19 protein-coding genes and 2 pseudogenes are annotated in these 19,425 nt (G+C 50.8%); 17 read left to right on the top strand and 4 right to left on the bottom strand.

Annotated elements, in window-relative coordinates; genetic code table 11:
- The first annotated feature begins 97 nt into the window (after nucleotides 1–97).
- The 7 genes from NFS31_RS19870 (at nucleotide 98) to feoB (ending at nucleotide 6,492) form a co-directional block, all read left to right on the top strand.
- On the top strand, nucleotides 98–496 hold the full coding sequence (locus NFS31_RS19870) for a hypothetical protein (RefSeq protein ID WP_251499021.1): 399 nt from the start codon (nucleotides 98–100) through the stop codon (nucleotides 494–496).
- 312 nt (nucleotides 497–808) lie between these two features.
- Nucleotides 809–1,219, top strand: coding sequence for an IS200/IS605 family transposase (gene tnpA, locus NFS31_RS19875; protein WP_251499022.1), 411 nt, complete (start codon nucleotides 809–811; stop codon nucleotides 1,217–1,219).
- Between the two features lie 332 nt (nucleotides 1,220–1,551).
- Entirely contained in the window at nucleotides 1,552–1,827 is a 276-nt protein-coding gene (locus NFS31_RS19880; RefSeq protein ID WP_251499023.1) for a hypothetical protein, read from the top strand.
- Nucleotides 1,828–1,849: 22 nt separating this feature from the next.
- Nucleotides 1,850–2,041 carry a hypothetical protein gene (locus NFS31_RS19885; RefSeq protein WP_251499024.1) on the top strand — a complete coding sequence of 64 codons (192 nt, stop codon included), beginning with the start codon at nucleotides 1,850–1,852 and terminating at the stop codon, nucleotides 2,039–2,041.
- 287 nt (nucleotides 2,042–2,328) lie between these two features.
- Entirely contained in the window at nucleotides 2,329–4,314 is a 1,986-nt protein-coding gene (gene uvrB / locus NFS31_RS19890; protein WP_251499051.1) for an excinuclease ABC subunit UvrB, read from the top strand.
- A 7-nt stretch (nucleotides 4,315–4,321) separates the two neighbouring features.
- On the top strand, nucleotides 4,322–4,639 hold the full coding sequence (locus NFS31_RS19895) for a FeoA family protein (protein WP_251499025.1): 318 nt from the start codon (nucleotides 4,322–4,324) through the stop codon (nucleotides 4,637–4,639).
- Nucleotides 4,549–6,492, top strand: coding sequence for a ferrous iron transport protein B (feoB, locus tag NFS31_RS19900; protein WP_251499026.1), 1,944 nt, complete (start codon nucleotides 4,549–4,551; stop codon nucleotides 6,490–6,492). The genes NFS31_RS19895 and feoB overlap by 91 nt, the downstream gene beginning before the upstream one ends.
- Here the strand turns inward: feoB and NFS31_RS27960 are convergent.
- A pseudogene (locus NFS31_RS27960) lies at nucleotides 6,374–6,631 on the bottom strand (DUF6783 domain-containing protein). The gene feoB and the pseudogene NFS31_RS27960 overlap by 119 nt on opposite strands.
- Between NFS31_RS27960 and NFS31_RS27965 the strand changes: the two are divergent.
- The 3 genes and pseudogenes from NFS31_RS27965 to NFS31_RS19910 all read left to right on the top strand — a co-directional run.
- Nucleotides 6,569–6,784: pseudogene (locus NFS31_RS27965) on the top strand (DUF6783 domain-containing protein); the annotation flags it as partial. The pseudogenes NFS31_RS27960 and NFS31_RS27965 sit on opposite strands and share 63 nt — an antisense overlap.
- A 134-nt stretch (nucleotides 6,785–6,918) precedes the next feature.
- Nucleotides 6,919–7,686 carry a threonine/serine exporter family protein gene (locus NFS31_RS19905; RefSeq protein WP_251499027.1) on the top strand — a complete coding sequence of 256 codons (768 nt, stop codon included), beginning with the start codon at nucleotides 6,919–6,921 and terminating at the stop codon, nucleotides 7,684–7,686.
- Nucleotides 7,683–8,165, top strand: a complete 483-nt coding sequence (locus tag NFS31_RS19910) for a threonine/serine exporter family protein (protein WP_251499029.1) — start codon at nucleotides 7,683–7,685, stop codon at nucleotides 8,163–8,165. Before NFS31_RS19905 ends, NFS31_RS19910 begins: the two co-directional genes overlap by 4 nt.
- On the opposite strand, the gene NFS31_RS19915 is transcribed toward NFS31_RS19910, so the two are convergent.
- The 3 genes from NFS31_RS19915 to NFS31_RS19925 form a co-directional block, all read right to left on the bottom strand.
- Entirely contained in the window at nucleotides 8,077–9,024 is a 948-nt protein-coding gene (locus NFS31_RS19915; protein WP_251499031.1) for a DUF5688 family protein, read from the bottom strand. The genes NFS31_RS19910 and NFS31_RS19915 overlap by 89 nt on opposite strands.
- A gap of 857 nt (nucleotides 9,025–9,881) precedes the next feature.
- Nucleotides 9,882–10,823, bottom strand: coding sequence for a radical SAM protein (locus NFS31_RS19920; RefSeq protein WP_251499033.1), 942 nt, complete (start codon nucleotides 10,821–10,823; stop codon nucleotides 9,882–9,884).
- 68 nt (nucleotides 10,824–10,891) lie between these two features.
- The gene (locus NFS31_RS19925; protein WP_251499053.1) at nucleotides 10,892–11,395 is read right to left on the bottom strand and encodes a DNA-deoxyinosine glycosylase; all 504 of its coding nucleotides are present in this window, start codon (nucleotides 11,393–11,395) and stop codon (nucleotides 10,892–10,894) included.
- Nucleotides 11,396–11,604: 209 nt separating this feature from the next.
- Between NFS31_RS19925 and NFS31_RS19930 the strand changes: the two genes are divergently transcribed.
- From NFS31_RS19930 to NFS31_RS19960, 7 genes are all read left to right on the top strand, one after another.
- Nucleotides 11,605–12,273, top strand: a complete 669-nt coding sequence (locus NFS31_RS19930) for a response regulator transcription factor (RefSeq protein WP_251499036.1) — start codon at nucleotides 11,605–11,607, stop codon at nucleotides 12,271–12,273.
- Entirely contained in the window at nucleotides 12,270–14,048 is a 1,779-nt protein-coding gene (locus NFS31_RS19935) for a sensor histidine kinase (RefSeq protein WP_251499038.1), read from the top strand. Before NFS31_RS19930 ends, NFS31_RS19935 begins: the two co-directional genes overlap by 4 nt.
- 123 nt (nucleotides 14,049–14,171) lie before the next feature.
- Nucleotides 14,172–14,735: a V4R domain-containing protein gene (locus tag NFS31_RS19940; protein ID WP_251499040.1), complete on the top strand. Its 564-nt coding sequence runs from the start codon at nucleotides 14,172–14,174 to the stop codon at nucleotides 14,733–14,735.
- Complete coding sequence (locus tag NFS31_RS19945) at nucleotides 14,725–15,993, top strand: sensor domain-containing diguanylate cyclase (RefSeq protein ID WP_251499041.1); 1,269 nt, start codon at nucleotides 14,725–14,727, stop codon at nucleotides 15,991–15,993. The genes NFS31_RS19940 and NFS31_RS19945 overlap by 11 nt, the downstream gene beginning before the upstream one ends.
- A gap of 271 nt (nucleotides 15,994–16,264) precedes the next feature.
- Nucleotides 16,265–17,584, top strand: coding sequence for a circularly permuted type 2 ATP-grasp protein (locus NFS31_RS19950; RefSeq protein WP_251499043.1), 1,320 nt, complete (start codon nucleotides 16,265–16,267; stop codon nucleotides 17,582–17,584).
- Complete coding sequence (locus tag NFS31_RS19955; RefSeq protein ID WP_251499045.1) at nucleotides 17,566–18,234, top strand: alpha-E domain-containing protein; 669 nt, start codon at nucleotides 17,566–17,568, stop codon at nucleotides 18,232–18,234. The genes NFS31_RS19950 and NFS31_RS19955 overlap by 19 nt, the downstream gene beginning before the upstream one ends.
- 5 nt (nucleotides 18,235–18,239) lie before the next feature.
- Nucleotides 18,240–19,022 carry a transglutaminase domain-containing protein gene (locus NFS31_RS19960; protein WP_251499047.1) on the top strand — a complete coding sequence of 261 codons (783 nt, stop codon included), beginning with the start codon at nucleotides 18,240–18,242 and terminating at the stop codon, nucleotides 19,020–19,022.
- Nucleotides 19,023–19,425 lie beyond the last annotated feature (403 nt).

Below are 19,425 nucleotides of genomic sequence, written 5' to 3' on the forward strand. Positions count from 1 at the left end.
TCAGCCATATATCAGTTGGCTGATCCGGTTTTTTCTTTATCAGGGCAGCTATCAGGGGCTCCTTGGCTCCGGCACATTAACCGGGAAGGCCATGGAGATGCAGATACCCTTTAAGGCGGAGCCAAGGAAACCCAAAGGGTTCCTGCCTGTCAAACATGCCAGCCTGCACAATCTGAAACAGGTTTCCGTCGATATCCCCCTGCATGTGCTGACTGCGGTGACCGGTGTGGCCGGTTCCGGGAAAAGCTCTCTGATCCGGGACGTGTTTGCCGGGCAGTATCCGGAACAGGTCATCCTGGCGGACCAGTCCACGGTGACAGCTGCCGGGCGTTCCACCCCGGCCACATTCCTGGGATTTTTCGATGATATCCGGAAACAGATGGCCAAAGAAAACGACGAGAGCGCCGCCCTGTTTTCCTTTAACAGCAAAGGCGCCTGCCCGGTCTGCAAAGGACGGGGGCTGTCACCACCGAGCTGGTCTTCATGGACCCGGTGACGACCGCCTGCGAGGCATGCGGCGGGAGCCGTTACAGTGACGAGGCGCTTTCCTATTTATACAAAGGGAAAATTATCTGGAAGCGCTGATAAAATCAGCGTTTCCCTAAAGAATCGGAAAACAGCAAAAAAAGTCGAGACAAAAAGCGGGGGGCATTATAAAATAGTAACTGAAAATCCATTAAGCCCCCAGCAGAGCTGGGGTGAACGGAGTAAGCAGTAGCGTTACCTAAAGTATCAAAAATAAAACCTCCATGTTATCATAGATTTGGGTCTGGGCAACCTAATCTATGATAAACAGGAGGTATCCATAATGGATAATCAGATTTTAGCACATACGAAGTATAATTGCACGTACCATATAGTTTTTATTCCAAAATACCGAAGGAAAGTAATGTATGGGAAGATTGGAAAAGAAGTGGGAGAAATTATATCCACCGTATGTAAAATTACAGGGATCCATCTGATAAAGGGCGGGATATGCCCGAACCATGTACATCTTTATGTATCAATACCACCCAAAATGAGCATATCGGATGTAATGTCAAAGCTAAAAGGTAAGAGCGCGCTTATGATATTTGACAGACATCCGGAATACAGGGACAAATATGGAAGACATTTCTGGGCAAGAGGATACTATGCGGAGACAATTGGGCAAGTGAATGAAGATATGATAAAGAAATATATAGAAGAACAAGAAGAATGCAGCAGGATAGAAGGATAAGCACCTCTTTTAAGAGGCTGCCAGGCACCATAGGTTAGAAAAAATACTGCCTATAGGCGGTACCGAAAAATGCCCTGGAGGGGCTTATCCAGACCACCGGCAGAGCCGGTGGTCAAGCCGTATGGCTGTGATTGTTCATGGATTGAGACACCCATATGCAGGAGATGTTCAATGTGCTTATGGGGCTCCGCAGATCCGAGATCAATGGGGTAAAGTATTCGGACGTAGATTATATCAACCATACCTTATAAGTGGAACGTCAGTTAGGGAGAGTACATAACGCAGTAAAAGAGGACTTTGCCCCGAAAACATTTACGAAACAGGAAGTAGGATTGAAGACAAAATCCAGTTACAGAGAGATTCCGATTCCTGATTATGTCTTTGAGGCAATCTTAAAGGAACGGCAGGTGTATGAGAAAAACAGAAACGGCAGAAAGAGAGGGTTTCAGGATCTGGGCTATATCTGTTGTTCCACACTTGGCAGGGCAAGGGCAAAGGGTTCCATTGCAGGTATTATAAGCAGCTTCTTGCCGAAAACGGTTTACCGGATATCCGCTGGCGCGATAGCGCAGCACATACTGTACGCTTCTGTTAAAAGAGTCTTTTAATCCAAAGGCAGTATCAAGGCTCATGGGACATGCCAAAGAAATCATAACAATGGATGTTTATGCAGATAACAGAGGCATCATAGCGGATGGAGCGCCGGAAATAGAAGCGTATATGAAAGAAGTATTACCAAACCCGGAAGAAACAGAAATCTTTAAAAAGGAATTGTTGGAGATTGTAGTAGACGTAACCGAATTTCTTCCGGATGCAGTATGACAGAAAAGACGAAAAGAACAAAAGTTCGATTTTGCATCTATACAAATTTAATGATTTGTGGTAAGATAAAAAAGCTCTTTAGTGCTGCCACGTCCGTATAGAATTACGGAGGTGCGCTGAGTTGCAAAAACAGCAAATTGTGAACGGGATTCGTCAAGGGCTTTTTTTCCTCCGATGTGAGTAAATGCCATGACGAAAATGAAAAGTTCCTTGACGAATTTGTGGCATATACGCATCTTTTTTTACGATGAATTTTGGAGGTGGTATTTGTGCAAACTGCACAAAAAATGTTCGAACTTCACAGCGAATACAAGCCCACCGGCGACCAGCCCCAGGCCATAGAAGCCCTGGTCAATGGGTTCCGGGAAGGCAACCAATTCCAGACTTTACTGGGTGTTACGGGCTCCGGCAAGACCTTTACCATGGCCAATGTGATCGCACAGCTTAACAAGCCGACTTTGGTAATAGCGCACAATAAGACATTAGCGGCCCAGCTCTATGGCGAGTTCAAAGAGTATTTTCCGAGTAACGCGGTAGAGTACTTTGTGTCCTACTACGACTACTACCAACCCGAGGCATATGTCCCGTCCACTGACACATATATTGAAAAGGATTCCTCCATCAATGACGAGATCGACAAGCTGCGCCATTCCGCGACGGCGGCTCTGTCAGAGCGCAGCGACGTGATCATCGTGGCATCCGTGTCCTGCATTTACGGGTTGGGAAGCCCGATTGATTATAAGGAAATGGTGATTTCCCTCCGGCCCGGCATGGTGAAGGATCGGGATGAGGTGATCCACAAGCTGATCGATATTCAGTACACGCGAAATGACATGGATTTTAAACGCGGGTGCTTCCGCGTGCGCGGGGATGTGCTGGAGATTTTTCCGGCTTATTCCGGAGGCGACGCCTACCGGGTGGAGTTTTTCGGGGACGAGGTGGATCGGATAGCGGAGATTGACACGCTGACTGGGGAGATTAAGGCCCAGTTAGGTCATGTGGCGATTTATCCCGCATCGCATTATGTGGTGTCCAAGGAGAAGATGGAGGCGGCGGCCAGGAATATTCTGGAGGAGATGAAGGAGCAGGTCGCTTATTTTAAAAGCGAGGATAAGCTGCTGGAGGCGCAGCGGATCTCGGAGCGGACGAATTTTGACGTGGAAATGATGCGCGAGACGGGCTTTTGCTCCGGGATTGAGAATTATTCCAGGCATCTGGTGGGCTCAAAGGCCGGGGAACCGCCCTGCACGCTGATCGATTATTTCCCGGAGGAATTCCTGATCATTATTGATGAGTCCCATATTACCCTGCCGCAGGTGCGGGGGATGTATGCAGGCGACCGTTCGAGGAAAAAGACGCTTGTGGAATACGGCTTCCGCCTTCCGTCCGCGCTTGACAACCGCCCTCTGAATTTCGGTGAATTCGAGAGTAAGATTGACCAGATGCTGTTCGTTTCCGCCACGCCGTCTGTCTATGAGGCGGATCATGAGATGATGCGGACTGAACAGATCATCCGGCCCACCGGACTCCTGGATCCGCCGATAGAGGTGCGTCCTGTGGAGGGGCAGATTGACGATCTGATATCTTCGGTAAATCAGGAGGTGGAAAAGGGCTTTAAGGTACTGGTCACGACCCTGACCAAGCGGATGGCAGAGGATCTCACGGACTACATGCGCGAGGTGGGGATCCGTGTCAAGTATCTCCACTCGGATATCGATACCTTAGAGCGCGCGGAGATTATCCGGGATATGCGGTTGAATGTGTTTGATGTTCTGGTGGGGATCAACCTTTTAAGAGAGGGCCTGGATATCCCGGAGATTTCGTTGGTGGCGATTCTCGACGCGGATAAGGAGGGCTTTCTGCGATCGGAGACATCCCTGATCCAGACCGTGGGGCGCGCGGCCAGAAATGCAGAGGGCCATGTGATTATGTATGCGGACAGCATTACGGATTCCATGCGCTCCGCAATCGAGGAGACGGAGAGAAGGCGGAAGATTCAGACCGAGTACAATGAGCTTCATCACATAACGCCGACCACGATTAAGAAAGCGGTGCGGGATCTGATTGCGATCTCACAGGCAGTGGAGAATATTACAAACGAGGTCACAAAGGATCCGGAGTCCATGGATCGCCAGGAGCTGGAAAAGCTTGTGAAGGAATTAACAAGGAAGATGCATCAGGCGGCGGCGGAGCTGAATTTTGAGGAAGCGGCAGCGCTGCGCGACCGGATGGTGGAGCTGAAAAAGATGCTGTTGGATATGGAGGAGGAATAACACTTTTTTGAGGCTTTGTCAAGGCGTACCCGGGACGCCGTATGAGATTGCGGACCTTTTTGCAGAGGGAGCTCTGAGAGGACGGCTAAAAGCCCTGGGGATTTATCCGTACACCCGAGTTGAGATTGTGACAAAGAAAAGGAGCGGCGCGCTGATTATTCTCCTGAGAGGAACAAGGCTTGCCATGGGACGAAAGATTGCAGACGGAATCGAAATCAGGGAGGCTTACGATCCATGGGGAGAAGGCGATGCAAAAGGGGCTGCGAAAGGTGCGGGTACACAGAGCAGGGCGGCGGGGGAACCGGGCAGCCGGCCGACAGCCTGACAATCGGGCTTGCCGGCAATCCGAACTGCGGAAAGACCACGCTTTTTAATGCCCTGACCGGGGAACGGCTGAAGACGGCCAACTGGCCTGGCGTTACGGTGGAGCGGATGGAGGGCATAGCGTATTACAAAGGCAGGGCGGTTCACATTGTGGATCTTCCGGGGATTTACAGCCTGTCATCCTACACCATGGAGGAGAGAATTACAAAGGCGTGCCTGGAGGATCCGGGACTTCATCTGATTGTCAATGTAGCGGACGCTTCTTGTCTGGAGCGCAGCCTTTTCCTGACGCTTCAGCTTCTGCGCTGCCGTCAGCCGGTTCTGTTAGCGCTTAATATGATGGATGCGGCAAAGAGGAAAGGGATCGCGATACGGACCGACAGTCTGTCCCGGATGCTTGGAGGTATACCGGTGATCCCGGTATCCGCCCGGAAAAGAGACGGGATCGATCGCCTTCTTAAAGAAGCTGTCGCGGCGGCAAAAGCAGGAAGACAGGCCAAACCAGAAAGACAGGCAGAACCAGAGGATGCTGCGTTTTTTGCCGGAGACGGGTATGGTTACATTGAAGAGATTTTGTCAGAATGCGTTGTGCAGATCGGGAAGACGGCCCGTGACAGGGCTGCCCGTACATTTTCAGCGGACAGGGTATTGACGCATCCTGTATGGGGCATTCCGGCTTTTTTGTTGATTATGGCTGTGGTATTTTTTCTCACATTTTATGTGGGAGACGCTCTGCACGGTTTTCTGGACTCCGGTCTGACCTTTGTTTCAGGGGGATTAAGGTCGGTGCTCATAAAGGCGCATTCCCCGGACTGGTTTCTTTCCCTTATCGTGGATGGGATTGTGGCCGGAGTAGGGGGCGTGCTGACTTTTTTTCCGAATCTCTTTATCCTGTTTCTGGCTCTGGCTGTGCTTGAAGACAGCGGTTATATGGCTCGCGCGGCTTATGTCATGAACGAGATAATGGGAGCGGCAGGGCTTTCAGGGCGCGCGTTTCTGCCGCTTCTGTTAGGCTTTGGCTGCAGCGTTCCGGCTGTCATGGCCAGCAGGACGCTTGAAACCGTAAAGGATAAGAGAAGAACTATCCTGATGACGCCGTTTATGTCCTGCTCGGCAAAGCTTCCGATCTATATCCTGTTTTCCGGCATGTTTTTTCCGGAGTATGCGGCTGCGGCTGCAATCCTGCTTTATACAGCGGGCGTGACTGCGGCGGTGATGGCCGGCGCTGCGCTGCGGGCGGCTAATCCGGGAAAGAATCAGGAGGGCAGCGGGTTCCTTTTAATTGAGCTCCCGGAATACCGCCTTCCGGATGGCAGGACGATTCTCTCTTCTGTGTGGGAACGGGAAAAGGAGTATCTCGTAAAGGCAGGGACTGTCATATGTTCTGCCTCGGTTCTCATGTGGATACTCCTGCACACAGGGCGGGCCGGGTTCTGCACAGAGCTGTCGGAGAGCTTTGGCGCGGTTCTTGGCGGGTGGATGGCCCCCTTGCTTCGCCCGGCCGGTCTGGGAAGCTGGCAGACAGCGGTTGCGCTGCTGTCGGGTCTGACAGCCAAGGAGGTAGTGGTGTCCAGCTTTTTTGTTCTTTACGGCATTCCGGATATAGCCGCGGCAGGGGGAGGCAGGGCGGTCAGGCTGGCGTCTGCTCTGAGAGAGACAGGTTTCGGGGCGGCGAACGCCTGTGCGCTGATGGTGTTCTGTCTGTTTTATCCGCCGTGCATGGCCGCTCTGAGCGTTATCTGTAAGGAATCCGACTCTTTCCTTTGGACGGTTGGTATGGTATTATTAGAGCTGATGATTGCATGGGCGGCGGCGGTGGCTGTATTTCAGGCAGGAAGCCTGGCGTTCGGCTGAGCGCTCTAGAGCGTGTTTGAAAAATCATTCCCGCCATCTGCACGCCCCACTTTGCGGCATATTTGTGCCAAATTCACTTAACGCAGCCCACTGCGCCGCGTTCATTTGGCCCAAATCTCCCACAAAGCGGAACGCACATCTGGCAGAAAGCATTTTTCAAACACGCTCTAGCGCGGGAGATATTTTCACGGCCAGGATGCCTGCTCTGCCTCCAGGTGTCTGCATGGTCAGAGCGGCAGGTGCGCAGACCCGCCTGAACTTTTACATATTAGAATACATTTACAGTGAATGACTACTGTAATCCGATTTAAATATCTGAACTTCATGGGTTTTACAAAATACCATGATAGCTCTGGGGCATTCGGAATACTAATGCAAAGATAATGAAAATGGGTGATACTACGTGTTAAGAGCAAAGAGGAAAAAATGGACTACCAGGCGTTGATGGATATGGCGGCGCTGGCTGGCGAGATCATGCTGAACAGCGGCGCGGAGGTATACAGGGTGGAGGATACAGTCAGCCGGATTCTGGGGAAATCGGGTATGGAGCGTATCGATGTGTTTGCTCTGGCAACCGGGCTTTTTGTGACGATTTCTGATCCCGGAGTAGGGGCATTCACAGTGATAAAACGAGTGGATCGCCACGCAACGAATTTAAACCGTATTTACAGTGTAAACAATGTGTCGAGAAGGTTCTGCCAGGGTGAGATGACCGTGACACAGGCGCAGGAAGAACTTTTGCAGATCGCGGCGGAACGGGAATACGGATTTTTTTATAAGTGTATCGGCTATGTGATGACAACCGGTTTTTTTGCGATCTTATTTGGAGGAAGCTTCCTGGACTGTCTGGCCGCGGCTGTGGTGGGGCTTGTTCTGGCGTTGGCAGTCGCGGGAGCAGGCCGGCTGCGCTTTAACGACTTCTGTCAGAATGCGTGCGGCTCGTTTGCCCTGGCGATGGCGGCGCTGCTTTTAAAAGGCGTTTTTCTGGCAATGAATCTGGACGCAGTGATTATCAGTGCGATCATGCCCATGGTTCCGGGCGTTACATTTACATCTGCGATCCGGGATACCTTAAACGGCGATTACAGCTCCGGCGTGGCGAAGATGGCGGAGGCTGTGGTCGTGGCGCTGGCCGTGGCATTTGGCGTTGGCGCTGCGATGATGGCATTCCGTGCGATGGGAGGCAGCGTATGATGGAATTAGAATTATGGATTCAGACGGCCGGCGCTTTTTTTGCGATACTGGGTTTTTCGTTCATTCTGGACGCGCCCCGGCGTTTTCTGTTGTACACAGGTTTATCCGGAGCCGTGGGCTGGCTGGCCTATCTTTTGACGCAGAGAGGCGAGCATGAGGTGATTATGGCGGCTTTTATATCCAGCCTGGCAGCGTCTCTTTTCAGCCATGCGATCGCCAGGCGGCTGAAAGCCCCTGTGACCGTGTTTCTTGTCTGCGGTATCCTGCCGGCTGTTCCGGGCGCATCGATTTACAGGAGCGTATCCTGTCTGATAGAGGGCGCGAGGACGCTGGCCAGCTTTTATCTGATGGAAACCCTTCAGGTCGCCGGAGCGATGGCGCTGGCCATTTTCATTGTGGATTCCCTGTTCCGTCTGGCGCAGAAACCGGGCCCGGGGACGATACGGAGGGAAGAAACAGACAGCTCTGCGCACGGCTGAAGCAGTAAATATGGTCAGAAAGGCGATCCTCGATCGGGACGTCTGTCCGGTTGATACAGGAAACCATGGCGTTTAATTCGTCAGGCGGGAAGGACTGGGAGCGCGGGGTGAGTAAAACCTCATGGATACTGGAAGGCAGAATAAACAGATCATCCTGAAGCTGCTCTGCGAAGTCTTTCAGGATGCCCGGATACAGCATGCAGGAAGCGCCGTTGATTCCCTTCTGGTTGGTAAGGACATAAAGCGGGAGCGTGGGCTGATGTACGGAAGGATTCGCGGGATCGATCAAGTCAAGCTCGGCCAGCGCTGTTTCAATGGGCGTAATACAGCCGGGCATAAGGCGCAGCGTATTCTGCTCGGCCAGAGTCCACAGCTCTTCCTTTGTGATGCCCCACAGTTCGAGGTGGTTATGATGGATCAGGGCTGTCATCTGCCCGTCTTCATTTTCAGAGACGATCAGATAAAATACAATCGCGAGATCCAGATAAGGGTAATGCGGGATGTCTGAAAGGAGCCACTGATTCTTCTTTGCATTGATCAGGCGGTAGGCAATCCGCTCGCGGACAAAGGAAAAGCTGTGGAGAGCTTCCTCCAGTCTCTCCGGCAGAGCGGGATTTTCTTCACACAGAAGCATGATCTGATCCGTGATAGCAGACAGGGGCACGCCCTCCTCCGCCTCCTCGTAGTACGAGTTCAGATAGATCGTGGGGGCCGTTTTGGACGAGGGGGAGGATATGGTGAGCCCGTCGAGCAAAAGTCCGTTATTTTTGAGGACGCGTCGCACAGTGACGTCAGCCCTGCCTCCGAACCGGGCCTGAACCAGGGACTGGATGTTGCTTAAAAATGTTTCATATACCATGAGGTACCTCCTGAGAAATAATATTATGACAACTGCCTTGGCAGCAGGTGCATGAAAGGAAAAACAGAACGGTAAAAGAGTCTGACATCAAATCTGCGGAATCGAATCAGAATCACTTCAGAACAGAAATCTGTGAATATCCTTATAAGAAACGCCGGAAATCGGCAATAATACAGAACATCGGCAGGCCGATGATGGAAATTGGTATTATTATAGCGGAATGCGGGGCAAAATACAAGAGGAAAATGAAAAAAAATTATGGAACATTAATGATAAAATATTTTTATTTTTTAAAAATTAGATAAAAAATATATTAAACAACCAATTAAAGTGATTTAATTCGGGAAAGCTGAGATTAATTTAAAAATAAAATATAAAATATAAAAAAGGTATTGACAAATCAAAAATAGAAGTATATAATAAAGACAACAAAACAAAAGAACCACAGAATTAAAAATCTAAGTAAAGGAGGTACGGACCACCGAAGAGATTAAAATCGTCTGATTTACTTTATTAAATCAGACAAAGGAAAACAACAACCTGAAAAGTCAAACATGAGTCTATAGTAATATCGGAAATGAAGGTTCGATTTAGTAATATGACGAGAAAGTATTATTAGGAAGAAGAGAGATTCCGTAAAAAGTAGAATGGTAAAGGAGGTTTGGTAAGAGAACAGGTTGTTGGTAAAAAAAATTTATATAGATAACAAAAACAGGAGGTACAAACCAATGGACGAGATTTCCTGAAATCGGGTATCGGTTAAGCGGAAAAGCCAATCGATACCCGATTTCTATCGTTTCTGTTGCCTGTTGTGATCCCGTCGCAGGCGGTTTACGTGGTTATAGTTACTGTTGCAGTTATTTTACAATTCCCTCCAGTCCGAATGGAGGCGTGTATTCTTCTTTTGCACTGCTTTTTTTCTGCATATATCCTTGTGTCAATCCGAGATCGATGGCTGTATTCAGGACAGTATTATATTCATAGGAGGTAATTCGCCGGTTCAGCTCAGGGTAGAGCGGGTTTTTGTTATATGGGGTGTACTGGCTCATGAGGCTGATGAGGAAGCTGTCCTTTGGCAGCTCGTCGTGGATCCAGCGCATGAGCCGTATGGAATCGTGCTTCTGGCCGGGCAGGACCAGATGCCGGATCAGGACTCCGCGTTTGAGCAAAAGGGCGCTGCGTCCGCCTTCGGAAACTGTTTCAAGTACAGGAGGGCCGGCGGCGCGGATCATACGCTTTACGGCCAGTGAGGCGGCCTGAAAGTAATCCGGGGCCCCGGAATAGCGCGCGGCCAGCGCCGGATCAAAGTATTTGAGATCCGGCAGCCAGACATCAATGTAGGGCGAGAGAGCATCGATCGCTTCCTTTGTCTCATAGCCGCCGCAGTTATAGACAACCGGAATAACAAGCCGCTGCCGGACTGCCCTGAGGGCGGCCAGGACGGAGGGGAGGTACTGGGTAGCGGTGACCAGGTTAATATTATGCGCGCCCTGAGACTGGAGTGTCAAGAAGATTGCTGCCAGGCGCTCTTGCGTGACCGGCGCGCCGAAGCGCCCGCTGCTGATACGGTAATTCTGGCAGAAGCAGCACCGGAGCGTGCATCCGCTGAAAAAGACGGTTCCGCTTCCCCGAAATCCGCTGATACACGGCTCTTCCCAGTCATGGAGCGCGGCGCGGGCCGCTACGATGTGATCCGGGCCTCCGCAGTATCCGGGCTGCCTGGAGCGATCGATCCCGCAGCGTCTGGGACAGAAATTGCAGGAGTGGTAGGAAAAGGCATGGCTGGCTGGTGTGTTCATTTGTGACCTCCATTGTATATTGATAAGGTAATGTCCGGCGCAAAACAGACGAAATTATTTTACCAATATCAGGGGCGGATTTCTGACGCCTCCCTGACACAGCTCCAGGCTTTCAGAAGAGCTTGTATGTCTGCCGCGGCATTGGCCGGGCTGGTGGACGGGAGCGGGACAGCCTCAATGTTTGTAAGCGGAAAGCAAAAACGCTTATAAAGACGCGCGGCGGCGCTTCCATTTGTAAAGATCCGGGAAATGGGGGCTCTGGAGAGGATGCGGTTCAGATCATTGGGCAGGGGTTCCCGGATCGAGCTGTCGCTGGAGCCTGCGATTTCACAGCTTTCGATCACATCCCAGACTGCGATTTTGTGCCGCAGTAGAAAGCGGAGCTTTTCAGGAACAGAGTCCGGAACGGGTTCTTCAAAAAGCCCGGCCAAAACCAGCCAGAACCGGTTTCTGGGGTTGCCGTAGTAAAACTGGCTCTCCCTCGATTTGACAGAGGGGAAGGAGCCGAGAATCAGGATGCGCGAGCCCGAATCAAAGATCGGCTCGATCGTGTGGAGGACGCGGGAGTTCATAAACATATTACCTCTGGAGTTGTTCGTGGCTGTCTGTTCAGGCCGCTGCCACGGTTTATTGTATTGCCAGAGCATGTTTTAAACACGTTCCGGCGAAGCGCAGCAGTGCCGGTTCTTAGTATATCACAGCAATGTAAAAAAGGATACAGAAAGGATATATTAAAATGATAGAATAAAACCATCAAAAACACCGGTTATGGAGAGTGCGTATGGGACAAAGGATGTTGATTGTGGAAGATGACCGCCTGCTTGCCGAGGCTGCGGCCGATTATTTTACCGGAAGAGGCTGGTGCGTTTATACAGAGGAAAACGGCGCGCGCGCGGCAGCGCTTCTGATGAGGGAGAGCTTCCATTTGATTTTACTGGATGTGACGCTGCCCGGGATGGACGGCTTTGCCGTGTGCCGTGAGATTCGCAAAGTCAGTGAAGTTCCGGTTGTTTTTATCACGGCCCGGGTGCTGGAGGAGGATGAGCTGAACGGATATTCGCTGGGGGCGGACGATTATGTGACAAAGCCGTTTTCCCTGCCTGTGCTGTACGCAAAAGCCATGGCTCTCACAAGACGCGTACACAAAAGCGCCGTTTTTCTGGAAGCGGGCTCTCTTAAGGCGGATGTGGAGGGCCGCCGGGTGTGGAACCGTGGAGAGCTTTTGGCCCTGCCGCCTAAGGAGTACGAAATGCTCCTGTTTTTCATGCAGAATCCGGGGCGGATTTACAGCAGGGAACAGCTTCTGATCCGGTTCTGGGGCTATGATTTTGACGGAAACGAGCGGGTGGTTGACAATCACATCAAAAAGCTGCGCAGAGCGATTGGCCCCTGCGGGTGCGCCATACAGACCGTGCGCAAATCCGGTTACCGGCTGGAGGTGGAAGGATGAGGAAAAACAAGAAGAGCTTTTGGAGGCCGGCAGCGGCGGGATTTGGCGTTATGTATCTGGCGATTACAGGACTGGCGACGTGGCTTGTAAAAGAACAATTCGCGGACGATTACGGACAGCGCTTCAGGGAAGGAGTCGTGTCCATAGTCAAAAAGGCGTCGGAAAAGGAATTCTCTGTGGAGGAAGCCGGGGAAGGATGGGACGGCGAGCAGAGAAAGGATTTCTATCAGGATCTGGCCAATGAGGAGCTTTGGAGGGTGGACAGTGACCGGATTCTCATTTCTGCAGCGTTTTACGATGAGGAGGGGAAGCTGCTGGCCAAAAGCCGGGATCAGATCGGCGGCGGTTCTGTACGGGAGAGCGGCACAACGGTTCGCGAATACGCCTCCTTTGCGCTGGATGATTTCCTCTCCCAGGAGGAAAAGATGCAGTTAGTTCAGCATCACAGTAAACGGCTCGAGACGCGGGATCTGGCGCATCCGGATCCGCTGCGCTTTTCGATGAGAGTTTCCCCGGACGGGCGTGAGCTTTGGGCCATTTATGTCCAGGAGCTCGTGTGGGCAGAGGAGGGGGAGCGGTATACGGATCCGGTGACGGGAAGCAGGCATATAGTGGATTCCGGCGTGATGGTTGATTATGCGACCGGTGAAGAGCTGGGGGAGGGCAAGACCTTTTACGAGACAGGCAGCGAGATCGTGTGGCAATGGCTCAATCCGGCCGTCGGAGGTGAAGAGAGAACGGATGGGATTATTTCCGACGGGGATCTGAGACTTCCTTATATGGATGTATATGGGGGCGGATCCTATGAAAAATGGAAGAGGTGGAGCGATAGCCCCTATCTGCATGACGTTCCTGAGACAGGGGAATTTACCTGGGGATCCGGCCTCGATGAGCCGCCTTTGATAATCGACTCAGACGGGTTCTATTACAGGGGGCGGTATCAGTTAAAGGTGGGGATGGTGGACGCGCCGTCTGCTTACATGGAGATCCGTATGGAAAGCCGTCCATGGCTTGCGGCTATGAATTACATGAAATATGTATATCTGGCGGGAGCGGCGCTGACGCTTGTATGCATGGCGGGGATCGTGCAGTCATTTCGCAGGGCGTACGACAGGCAGGCGGCGCTTGAGGAGAACAGGCGGGACTTTATCAACGCCATGGCCCATGAGCTGAAGACACCGCTTGGCGTGATCCGGAATTTTGCGGAAAACCTTTTGGAACATAATATGGAAGAGAAACGTGATTATTACCTCGCCCAGATCATCCGGCAGACGGAGGAGATGGATCGTATGGCAGCAGAGATGATTGAGCTTTCAAAGCTGGATTCAGAGGAGCTGATTCTGGGAAATGAGCCCGTGTCCTTTTCAGATCTTATACGGGAGCAGATGGCAAGGCTTGAGCCGCGGCTTCAGGAGATGCGTCTTGCGGTGGAGTATCAGGAGGATGGCTGCTTTGTGGTAAATGGGGACCGGAATTATCTCGCAAAGGCAGTGTGGAACCTTCTGTCCAACGCGGTGGAGTACAATCAGCCGGACGGCGGCATATGGATCCGAATCGGGACAGGGCAGTGCGTGATAGAGAATACCGGGCAGCCGCTTAAGGAGGATCAGCTCCTGCGCGCCTTTGATCTGTTCTACTCAGGGGCAAAGAAAGCAGGCGGAGGAAAACGCCATATGGGAATGGGGCTGTTCCTTACAAGGAAGATTCTGAGGCTTCACGGCCTGGATGCCGCGCTTGAGAATGCGGACGGCCGCATTCGGGCGATTATAAAATAAAATACCAGGATTGCTTTACAAGGCGCTGTTTTTTCAGTATAATAGGCAAATATCCGCAGAAACGGCAGATGAAAACGACCGGATGGTTACCTGCCGGGAATCTGCCAGAAAGGAAGAAAGCCTATGAAACGAAACGTATTTCTGGAAAACGGTAAAGAATTTGATTTGTCTGATTTCATGGAATTTGGCAAAGAAGAACGGGAAATTCTGGGAAGCGAGATTCCGATCATGGTATATCGTCTTATGGAATTTTCCCTTCGGGAGGAGATAATCAGCGAGTGTGGAAAAGAAAAGCAGATTGAAATTTTCAGGGAGGCAGGGCGCAGGGCCGGTACATATATTGCCCAGCATATGCTGGATCTGTCGCTGCCCTTTAATGAATTTATCGCGCAGCTCCAGGCGCGCATTGAGGAGATGAAGATGGGGATTCTGCGGGTGGAGGCGCAGGATGGAAAGGCGAAGAAGCTTATTCTTACCGTTTCTGAGGATGCCGATTGTTCCGGTATACCGCTTCTAGGGGAGACAGTGTGCAATTATGATGAAGGGCTGATTGCGGGCATCCTGTCCGCGTACAGTAACGTGGCGTGTCAGGCCGTTGAGGTGGACTGCTGGGGCACGGGATCACGCGTCTGCCGGTTTCGGGTTGAAGCTTTAGAAAAGGAAGGCTGGCAGGCAGATGGAGAGTAGGGCGGCAGAAGCGGGACAGACAAGGGAAGAGAAGAATTGCAGCCTTCTTTTTGACTATTTAAAAGATATTTTATATGGCAGAGATGTGCAGACGCTGTCTGTGGAAGAGCTGGATGAGCCATACAGGCGTCTGGGAGCAGGTCTCCAGTTTCTGGAAGAGGCGGTGAAGGAAATGCTGCGCTATTCCAGGGAGATTTCGAGAGGGAATCTGTCAGGGCAGCGTCCGTCCAGGGACAACTTTTTGTGCGACAATTTAAAGAATATAAGTTCGATTTTGAATCATTTGACCTGGCAGGCCACACAGGTGGCTTTGGGCGATTATTCCCAGCGCGTTTCCGGCCTGGGAGAATTTTCGGATGCCTTTAATACCATGACAGGACAGCTAAAAGAGCGGGAGCGGCAGTTAAAGGAAGAGCGCGATGAGGTAAAAAAACGGGCGGTAGTCATCAAGCAGTATAATGAATTTCTGATGGATCTGATCAATAAGCGCAATGAGTGGATTATGGTGGTTGACACAGAGACAAAGGAGATCGTTTACTGCAATAAAAGGGAAGGGCAGGAAGATGCGGATCCTTCCCGGTGCAAATATCATCTCTCTTTTCGCGAGCAGCTCCGGAACTGGAAAATTGGCGATGAGAAGATGCGCGAGATAACGGACGACAAGAAAAACATCTATGAAGTCAATACCTTTCCGGTCGAATGGATGGAAAACAAGTCGTTTGTCCATATCATATCCGATGTTACGGAGCGGAAGCGGCGGGCGGAGAAGCTGGCCATGAAGGCTTATCATGATCCGATGACAGGGCTCCGGAACCGGTTTTACTATGAGGAGCGCATGAACAAGATTCTGGAGTCGGGCGAGGAGGCGGCATTCTGCTTCCTGGATCTGGACGGGTTAAAAACGGTGAATGATCAGTTTGGACACCTGGAGGGCGATCGGTATATCCAGTCCTTTGTTTCTGTTATCCAGAAAAATATACGGAGCAGCGATGAGTTTGCCAGAATCGGGGGCGACGAATTCGCTCTGATACTTTATCGGTGCGAGGGCCAACTGGCGCTGAAGAAGCTTTCACAGGCGCATCATGAATTCTCAGAAAAAAGCAGCGGGGATTACGTTTCGAGCTTCAGCTACGGCGTCGTGGAGATCGGCGGCAGCGCAGTCCGGTACTCACTGGAGGAGCTCACACGGCTCGCGGATGAGCAGATGTATCTCTGTAAACGCAGGAACAAAGAAAAATACCATATACAGATGCGGTGATTTTCGCTTATTCGCTTGACAAACCGCAGCGCAGGTGATATAAAAGAAACAAGTTGCAAAAACAAAGGCGTTTTGGAGGATTCCAGACGCCTTTTTTTATGCGCAGGGGCGCGTAAGGAAAACAGCGGCTTTGCTGCGCGCGAGCAGGGGAAGATGGCTCTTCCCTACTCGATTGCACACGGGCGTTCAAAGGAGATATGTCAGCAAGATGACGGACGCTCGGCGCGCGAGCAGGTAAGGAACTGTGCAGGGGAAAGGGAGGAGATTGTGTATGGAAGATTTAAAACTGATGGAGCAGGCGGAAACCGTAAACAGGCTGCTGGCCAGATATGGCGTGAAATTTGGGATATATAAGAACAATGAATTCAAAGAGCAGCTTTTCCCATTTGACACGATTCCCAGGATCATTGAAAAACAGGCTTTTGCGTACCTGGAACGGGGGCTGAAGCAGCGGGTGACGGCCCTGAATGCTTTTATAAAGGATATATACGGGAAAAAGAGGATTGTCAGAGATCATGTGGTTCCCGAGGAATTTGTCTACAGCTCCTCCGGCTTTCTTTCTCCCTGCGACGGTGTTCGGCCGCCAAAAGACATTTTCGCCCATATCGCAGGCATTGATCTGGTGCAGGGCAGGGACGGGGCATGGTTTGTGCTGGAGGATAACCTCCGGGTTCCCTCAGGCGCTTCGTATCCTGTGATAGCGAGAGAACTGTGCCGCAGAAGCAGTCCCAATACGTTCGAGCAAAATCATATTGAAGACAATCGAAATTATGCCGCATTGCTCCGGCGCGCCATGGATTATTGCAACACAGGCGGCCATACGGTGATTCTCACGCCTGGACGGTATAACGCCGCTTATTTTGAGCATTCCTATCTTGCTGAGCAGACAGGAGCGCATTTGGTGACGGGAAGCGAGCTGGCGGTTGAGAACGACGTGCTGTATTTCATTGACTATTCGGGTAAACGGGAGCGGGTGGGGGCTGTTTACCGGAGAATCTCGGATGAATATCTGGATCCGATGACGTTTAAGGAGGAATCTGTGATCGGCATCCCCCATATTTACGATGTATATAAGAGGGGAAATGTGGCGCTGATGAATGCGCCGGGAAACGGCGTTGCGGATGACAAGGGAATCTATTATTTTGTTCCTAAAATGATCCGATATTATTTGGGAGAGGATCCCATTCTCCAAAATGCGCCGACCTATCTTCCGTTTTATGATAAAGACATGAAATTTGTTCTGGAACACTTTGACCGTCTGGTCTTAAAGGATGTTGCAGAGGCCGGAGGTTACGGCGTCGTATTTGCGGATAAGATGGCTGCTGCGCAGAAGGAGGCGTTTATCGCGCTCCTGAAACGGGAGCCGAGAAGGTTCATTGCGCAGGAGGTGATTGATTTTATGGATATCGACATTCTGGAGAATGGAAAAAGGACGCCGAGAAAAGCGGATTTAAGGGCTTTTGTGCTGATGGCTGACGAACCGCTTGTATGGAAGAGCGGTTTGACAAGGTTTTCCAGAAACCCGGAGTCCTTTATTGTCAATTCATCGCAGGGAGGAGGATTTAAAGATACATGGGTATTATCTCAATAGAAAATTCTGACAGGCTGTTTTGGCTCGGGCGGTATTCCGAGCGCGTTTATACGAGCGCCAGGCTGTTTGCAGCCAGCTTTGATAAAATGATTGACGTGGATATGGGACAGTATTCCATTTTCTGCGAGAGGCTCGCCATCCCCAATATTTACGGATCCAGGGAGGATTTTTGCGGGAGATATATCTCGGACGAAACGGATCCGAACTCGATCTGCGCCAATTTAATGAGGGCCTATGACAATGCGGCGGCGCTGCGGAATGAGATCGGGAGCGAGGCGATCACGTACATACAGCTTGCCGTTTACGACATCAAAAAATGCGGGGAATCACAAGCGCCGGTTATAGAACTGCAGGAGGTCGTGGATCATATCCTGGCCTTCTGGGGGATCGTGGATGATATGATCGAGAGTGAAAATATAAGGAATATCATAAAAACCGGAAAACGGGTGGAGAGGCTTGACCTCTACGGACGCCTGAAGCTGGATCCGGCGTCCATCAGCCGCGAAATCAACCGTCTGGCCGGGCGGATCACAAAGACAAATCTTCATTACGACGCCGATAAGCTGGAAGAACTGAAAATGCTTGTCAGGGCAGAGCCATTAGATTATGACAGAATTATAGAATTGGCAGATCATCTGCGCAGGGACTGAGAACGATGAAAACATTGCAATTTCATTATCATATGGATATTGTATTTTCTGAGCCGGTATATAATCACACCTACACCTTAAAATGCCTGCCGCAAACGACGCAGACTCAGGAAATAACAGAATGTGCCGTCGAGGTGTTTCCAAAGGGAAAAATGCAGGAGAGCGCAGACTCATTTGGAAACAGGATGCTGTACGGGGAGGCGCAGGAGAAACAGAGCTGTTTCTCCGTGGATGTAACGGGCATGGCCAAAACAGGTCTTTATAAGCAGGCTGCGGAAAGTGATTCGGAGCGGGCGCTCTATAAATATCAGACTTCGCTTACCAGTCCGGGCATGCAGATCCAAAGCCTGCTCGGCAGGCTCCGGAAAAACAGCGCATGCTCCCAGAAGGAGAGAATCTATTCGTACATGAATGCAGTATACGAGAGTATGCAGTATACAAAAGGCGTTACCAGCATTTCTACAACGGCGGAGGAGGCGCTTTCTCTGGGACAGGGCGTATGCCAGGATTATGCGCATATTCTCCTGTCCCTGTGCCGGGAGGAAAAGATCCCGGCGAGATATGTGGTGGGACTGCTTCTCGGGGAGGGCGAGAGCCATGCGTGGATTGAAGCATTTGACGGAGAACGCTGGCGGGGCTTTGATCCAACAAATAACCGGTTAGCCGAAGAGGATCATATAAAAATATCACATGGCAGAGACTATCGGGACTGCTCCATCAACAGGGGCGTGTTTACAGGGAGGGCGACACAGAGGCAGACGGTGCTTGTGAGAGTGACAGAGGTGTGAGCGGATGGAGGCCGCGGACATCTGCCCCAACGCGAAGCGATTTTTAGGGGCAGATTCTCCGTCGCCTGAATTGCTGTCATCAGAATTGAAAAAACAGGAAAAAAAAGTAAAAACGGGGTTGACATTTCCTATAAGATTTGCTATTATAATACTCGCCTTGAAAAACAGGAAACCAAATCAGACAGGAAAACCTGAAAAGAGACAAAAAAAGTTAAAAAAGTTGTTGACAAAAACAGAAACATGTGATAAACTATAAAAGTTGCTGAGAGAGACAACAACACAGAACCTTGAAAACTGAACAGTATATAAAACCCTGAAAATTCTTAAGACAAAAGGCTTATGGTTAAGCCTTGAAGTTTGAGAAAACATTCAGAACAAAACCAAACAGTAATAACGATTAAAA

Origin of the sequence: Otoolea muris (assembly GCF_943193115.1) — a bacterium.
Taxonomy (GTDB): domain Bacteria; phylum Bacillota; class Clostridia; order Lachnospirales; family Lachnospiraceae; genus Otoolea; species Otoolea muris.

Excerpts from the sequence above, each read along its gene's own strand:
- NFS31_RS19920 (WP_251499033.1), bottom strand. The coding sequence starts at position 10,823 with ATGAACACACCAGCCAGCCATGCCTTTTCCTACCACTCCTGCAATTTC.
- NFS31_RS19960 (WP_251499047.1), top strand. The coding sequence starts at position 18,240 with ATGAAAACATTGCAATTTCATTATCATATGGATATTGTATTTTCTGAG.
- NFS31_RS19945 (WP_251499041.1), top strand. The coding sequence starts at position 14,725 with ATGGAGAGTAGGGCGGCAGAAGCGGGACAGACAAGGGAAGAGAAGAAT.
- NFS31_RS19935 (WP_251499038.1), top strand. The coding sequence starts at position 12,270 with ATGAGGAAAAACAAGAAGAGCTTTTGGAGGCCGGCAGCGGCGGGATTT.
- NFS31_RS19905 (WP_251499027.1), top strand. The coding sequence starts at position 6,919 with ATGGACTACCAGGCGTTGATGGATATGGCGGCGCTGGCTGGCGAGATC.
- NFS31_RS19955 (WP_251499045.1), top strand. The coding sequence starts at position 17,566 with ATGGGTATTATCTCAATAGAAAATTCTGACAGGCTGTTTTGGCTCGGG.
- NFS31_RS19940 (WP_251499040.1), top strand. The coding sequence starts at position 14,172 with ATGAAACGAAACGTATTTCTGGAAAACGGTAAAGAATTTGATTTGTCT.
- feoB (WP_251499026.1), top strand. The coding sequence starts at position 4,549 with ATGGGGAGAAGGCGATGCAAAAGGGGCTGCGAAAGGTGCGGGTACACA.
- tnpA (WP_251499022.1), top strand. The coding sequence starts at position 809 with ATGGATAATCAGATTTTAGCACATACGAAGTATAATTGCACGTACCAT.
- NFS31_RS19870 (WP_251499021.1), top strand. The coding sequence starts at position 98 with ATGCAGATACCCTTTAAGGCGGAGCCAAGGAAACCCAAAGGGTTCCTG.
- NFS31_RS19910 (WP_251499029.1), top strand. The coding sequence starts at position 7,683 with ATGATGGAATTAGAATTATGGATTCAGACGGCCGGCGCTTTTTTTGCG.
- NFS31_RS19950 (WP_251499043.1), top strand. The coding sequence starts at position 16,265 with ATGGAAGATTTAAAACTGATGGAGCAGGCGGAAACCGTAAACAGGCTG.
- NFS31_RS19915 (WP_251499031.1), bottom strand. The coding sequence starts at position 9,024 with ATGGTATATGAAACATTTTTAAGCAACATCCAGTCCCTGGTTCAGGCC.
- NFS31_RS19930 (WP_251499036.1), top strand. The coding sequence starts at position 11,605 with ATGGGACAAAGGATGTTGATTGTGGAAGATGACCGCCTGCTTGCCGAG.
- NFS31_RS19925 (WP_251499053.1), bottom strand. The coding sequence starts at position 11,395 with ATGAACTCCCGCGTCCTCCACACGATCGAGCCGATCTTTGATTCGGGC.
- uvrB (WP_251499051.1), top strand. The coding sequence starts at position 2,329 with ATGTTCGAACTTCACAGCGAATACAAGCCCACCGGCGACCAGCCCCAG.
- NFS31_RS19885 (WP_251499024.1), top strand. The coding sequence starts at position 1,850 with ATGGGACATGCCAAAGAAATCATAACAATGGATGTTTATGCAGATAAC.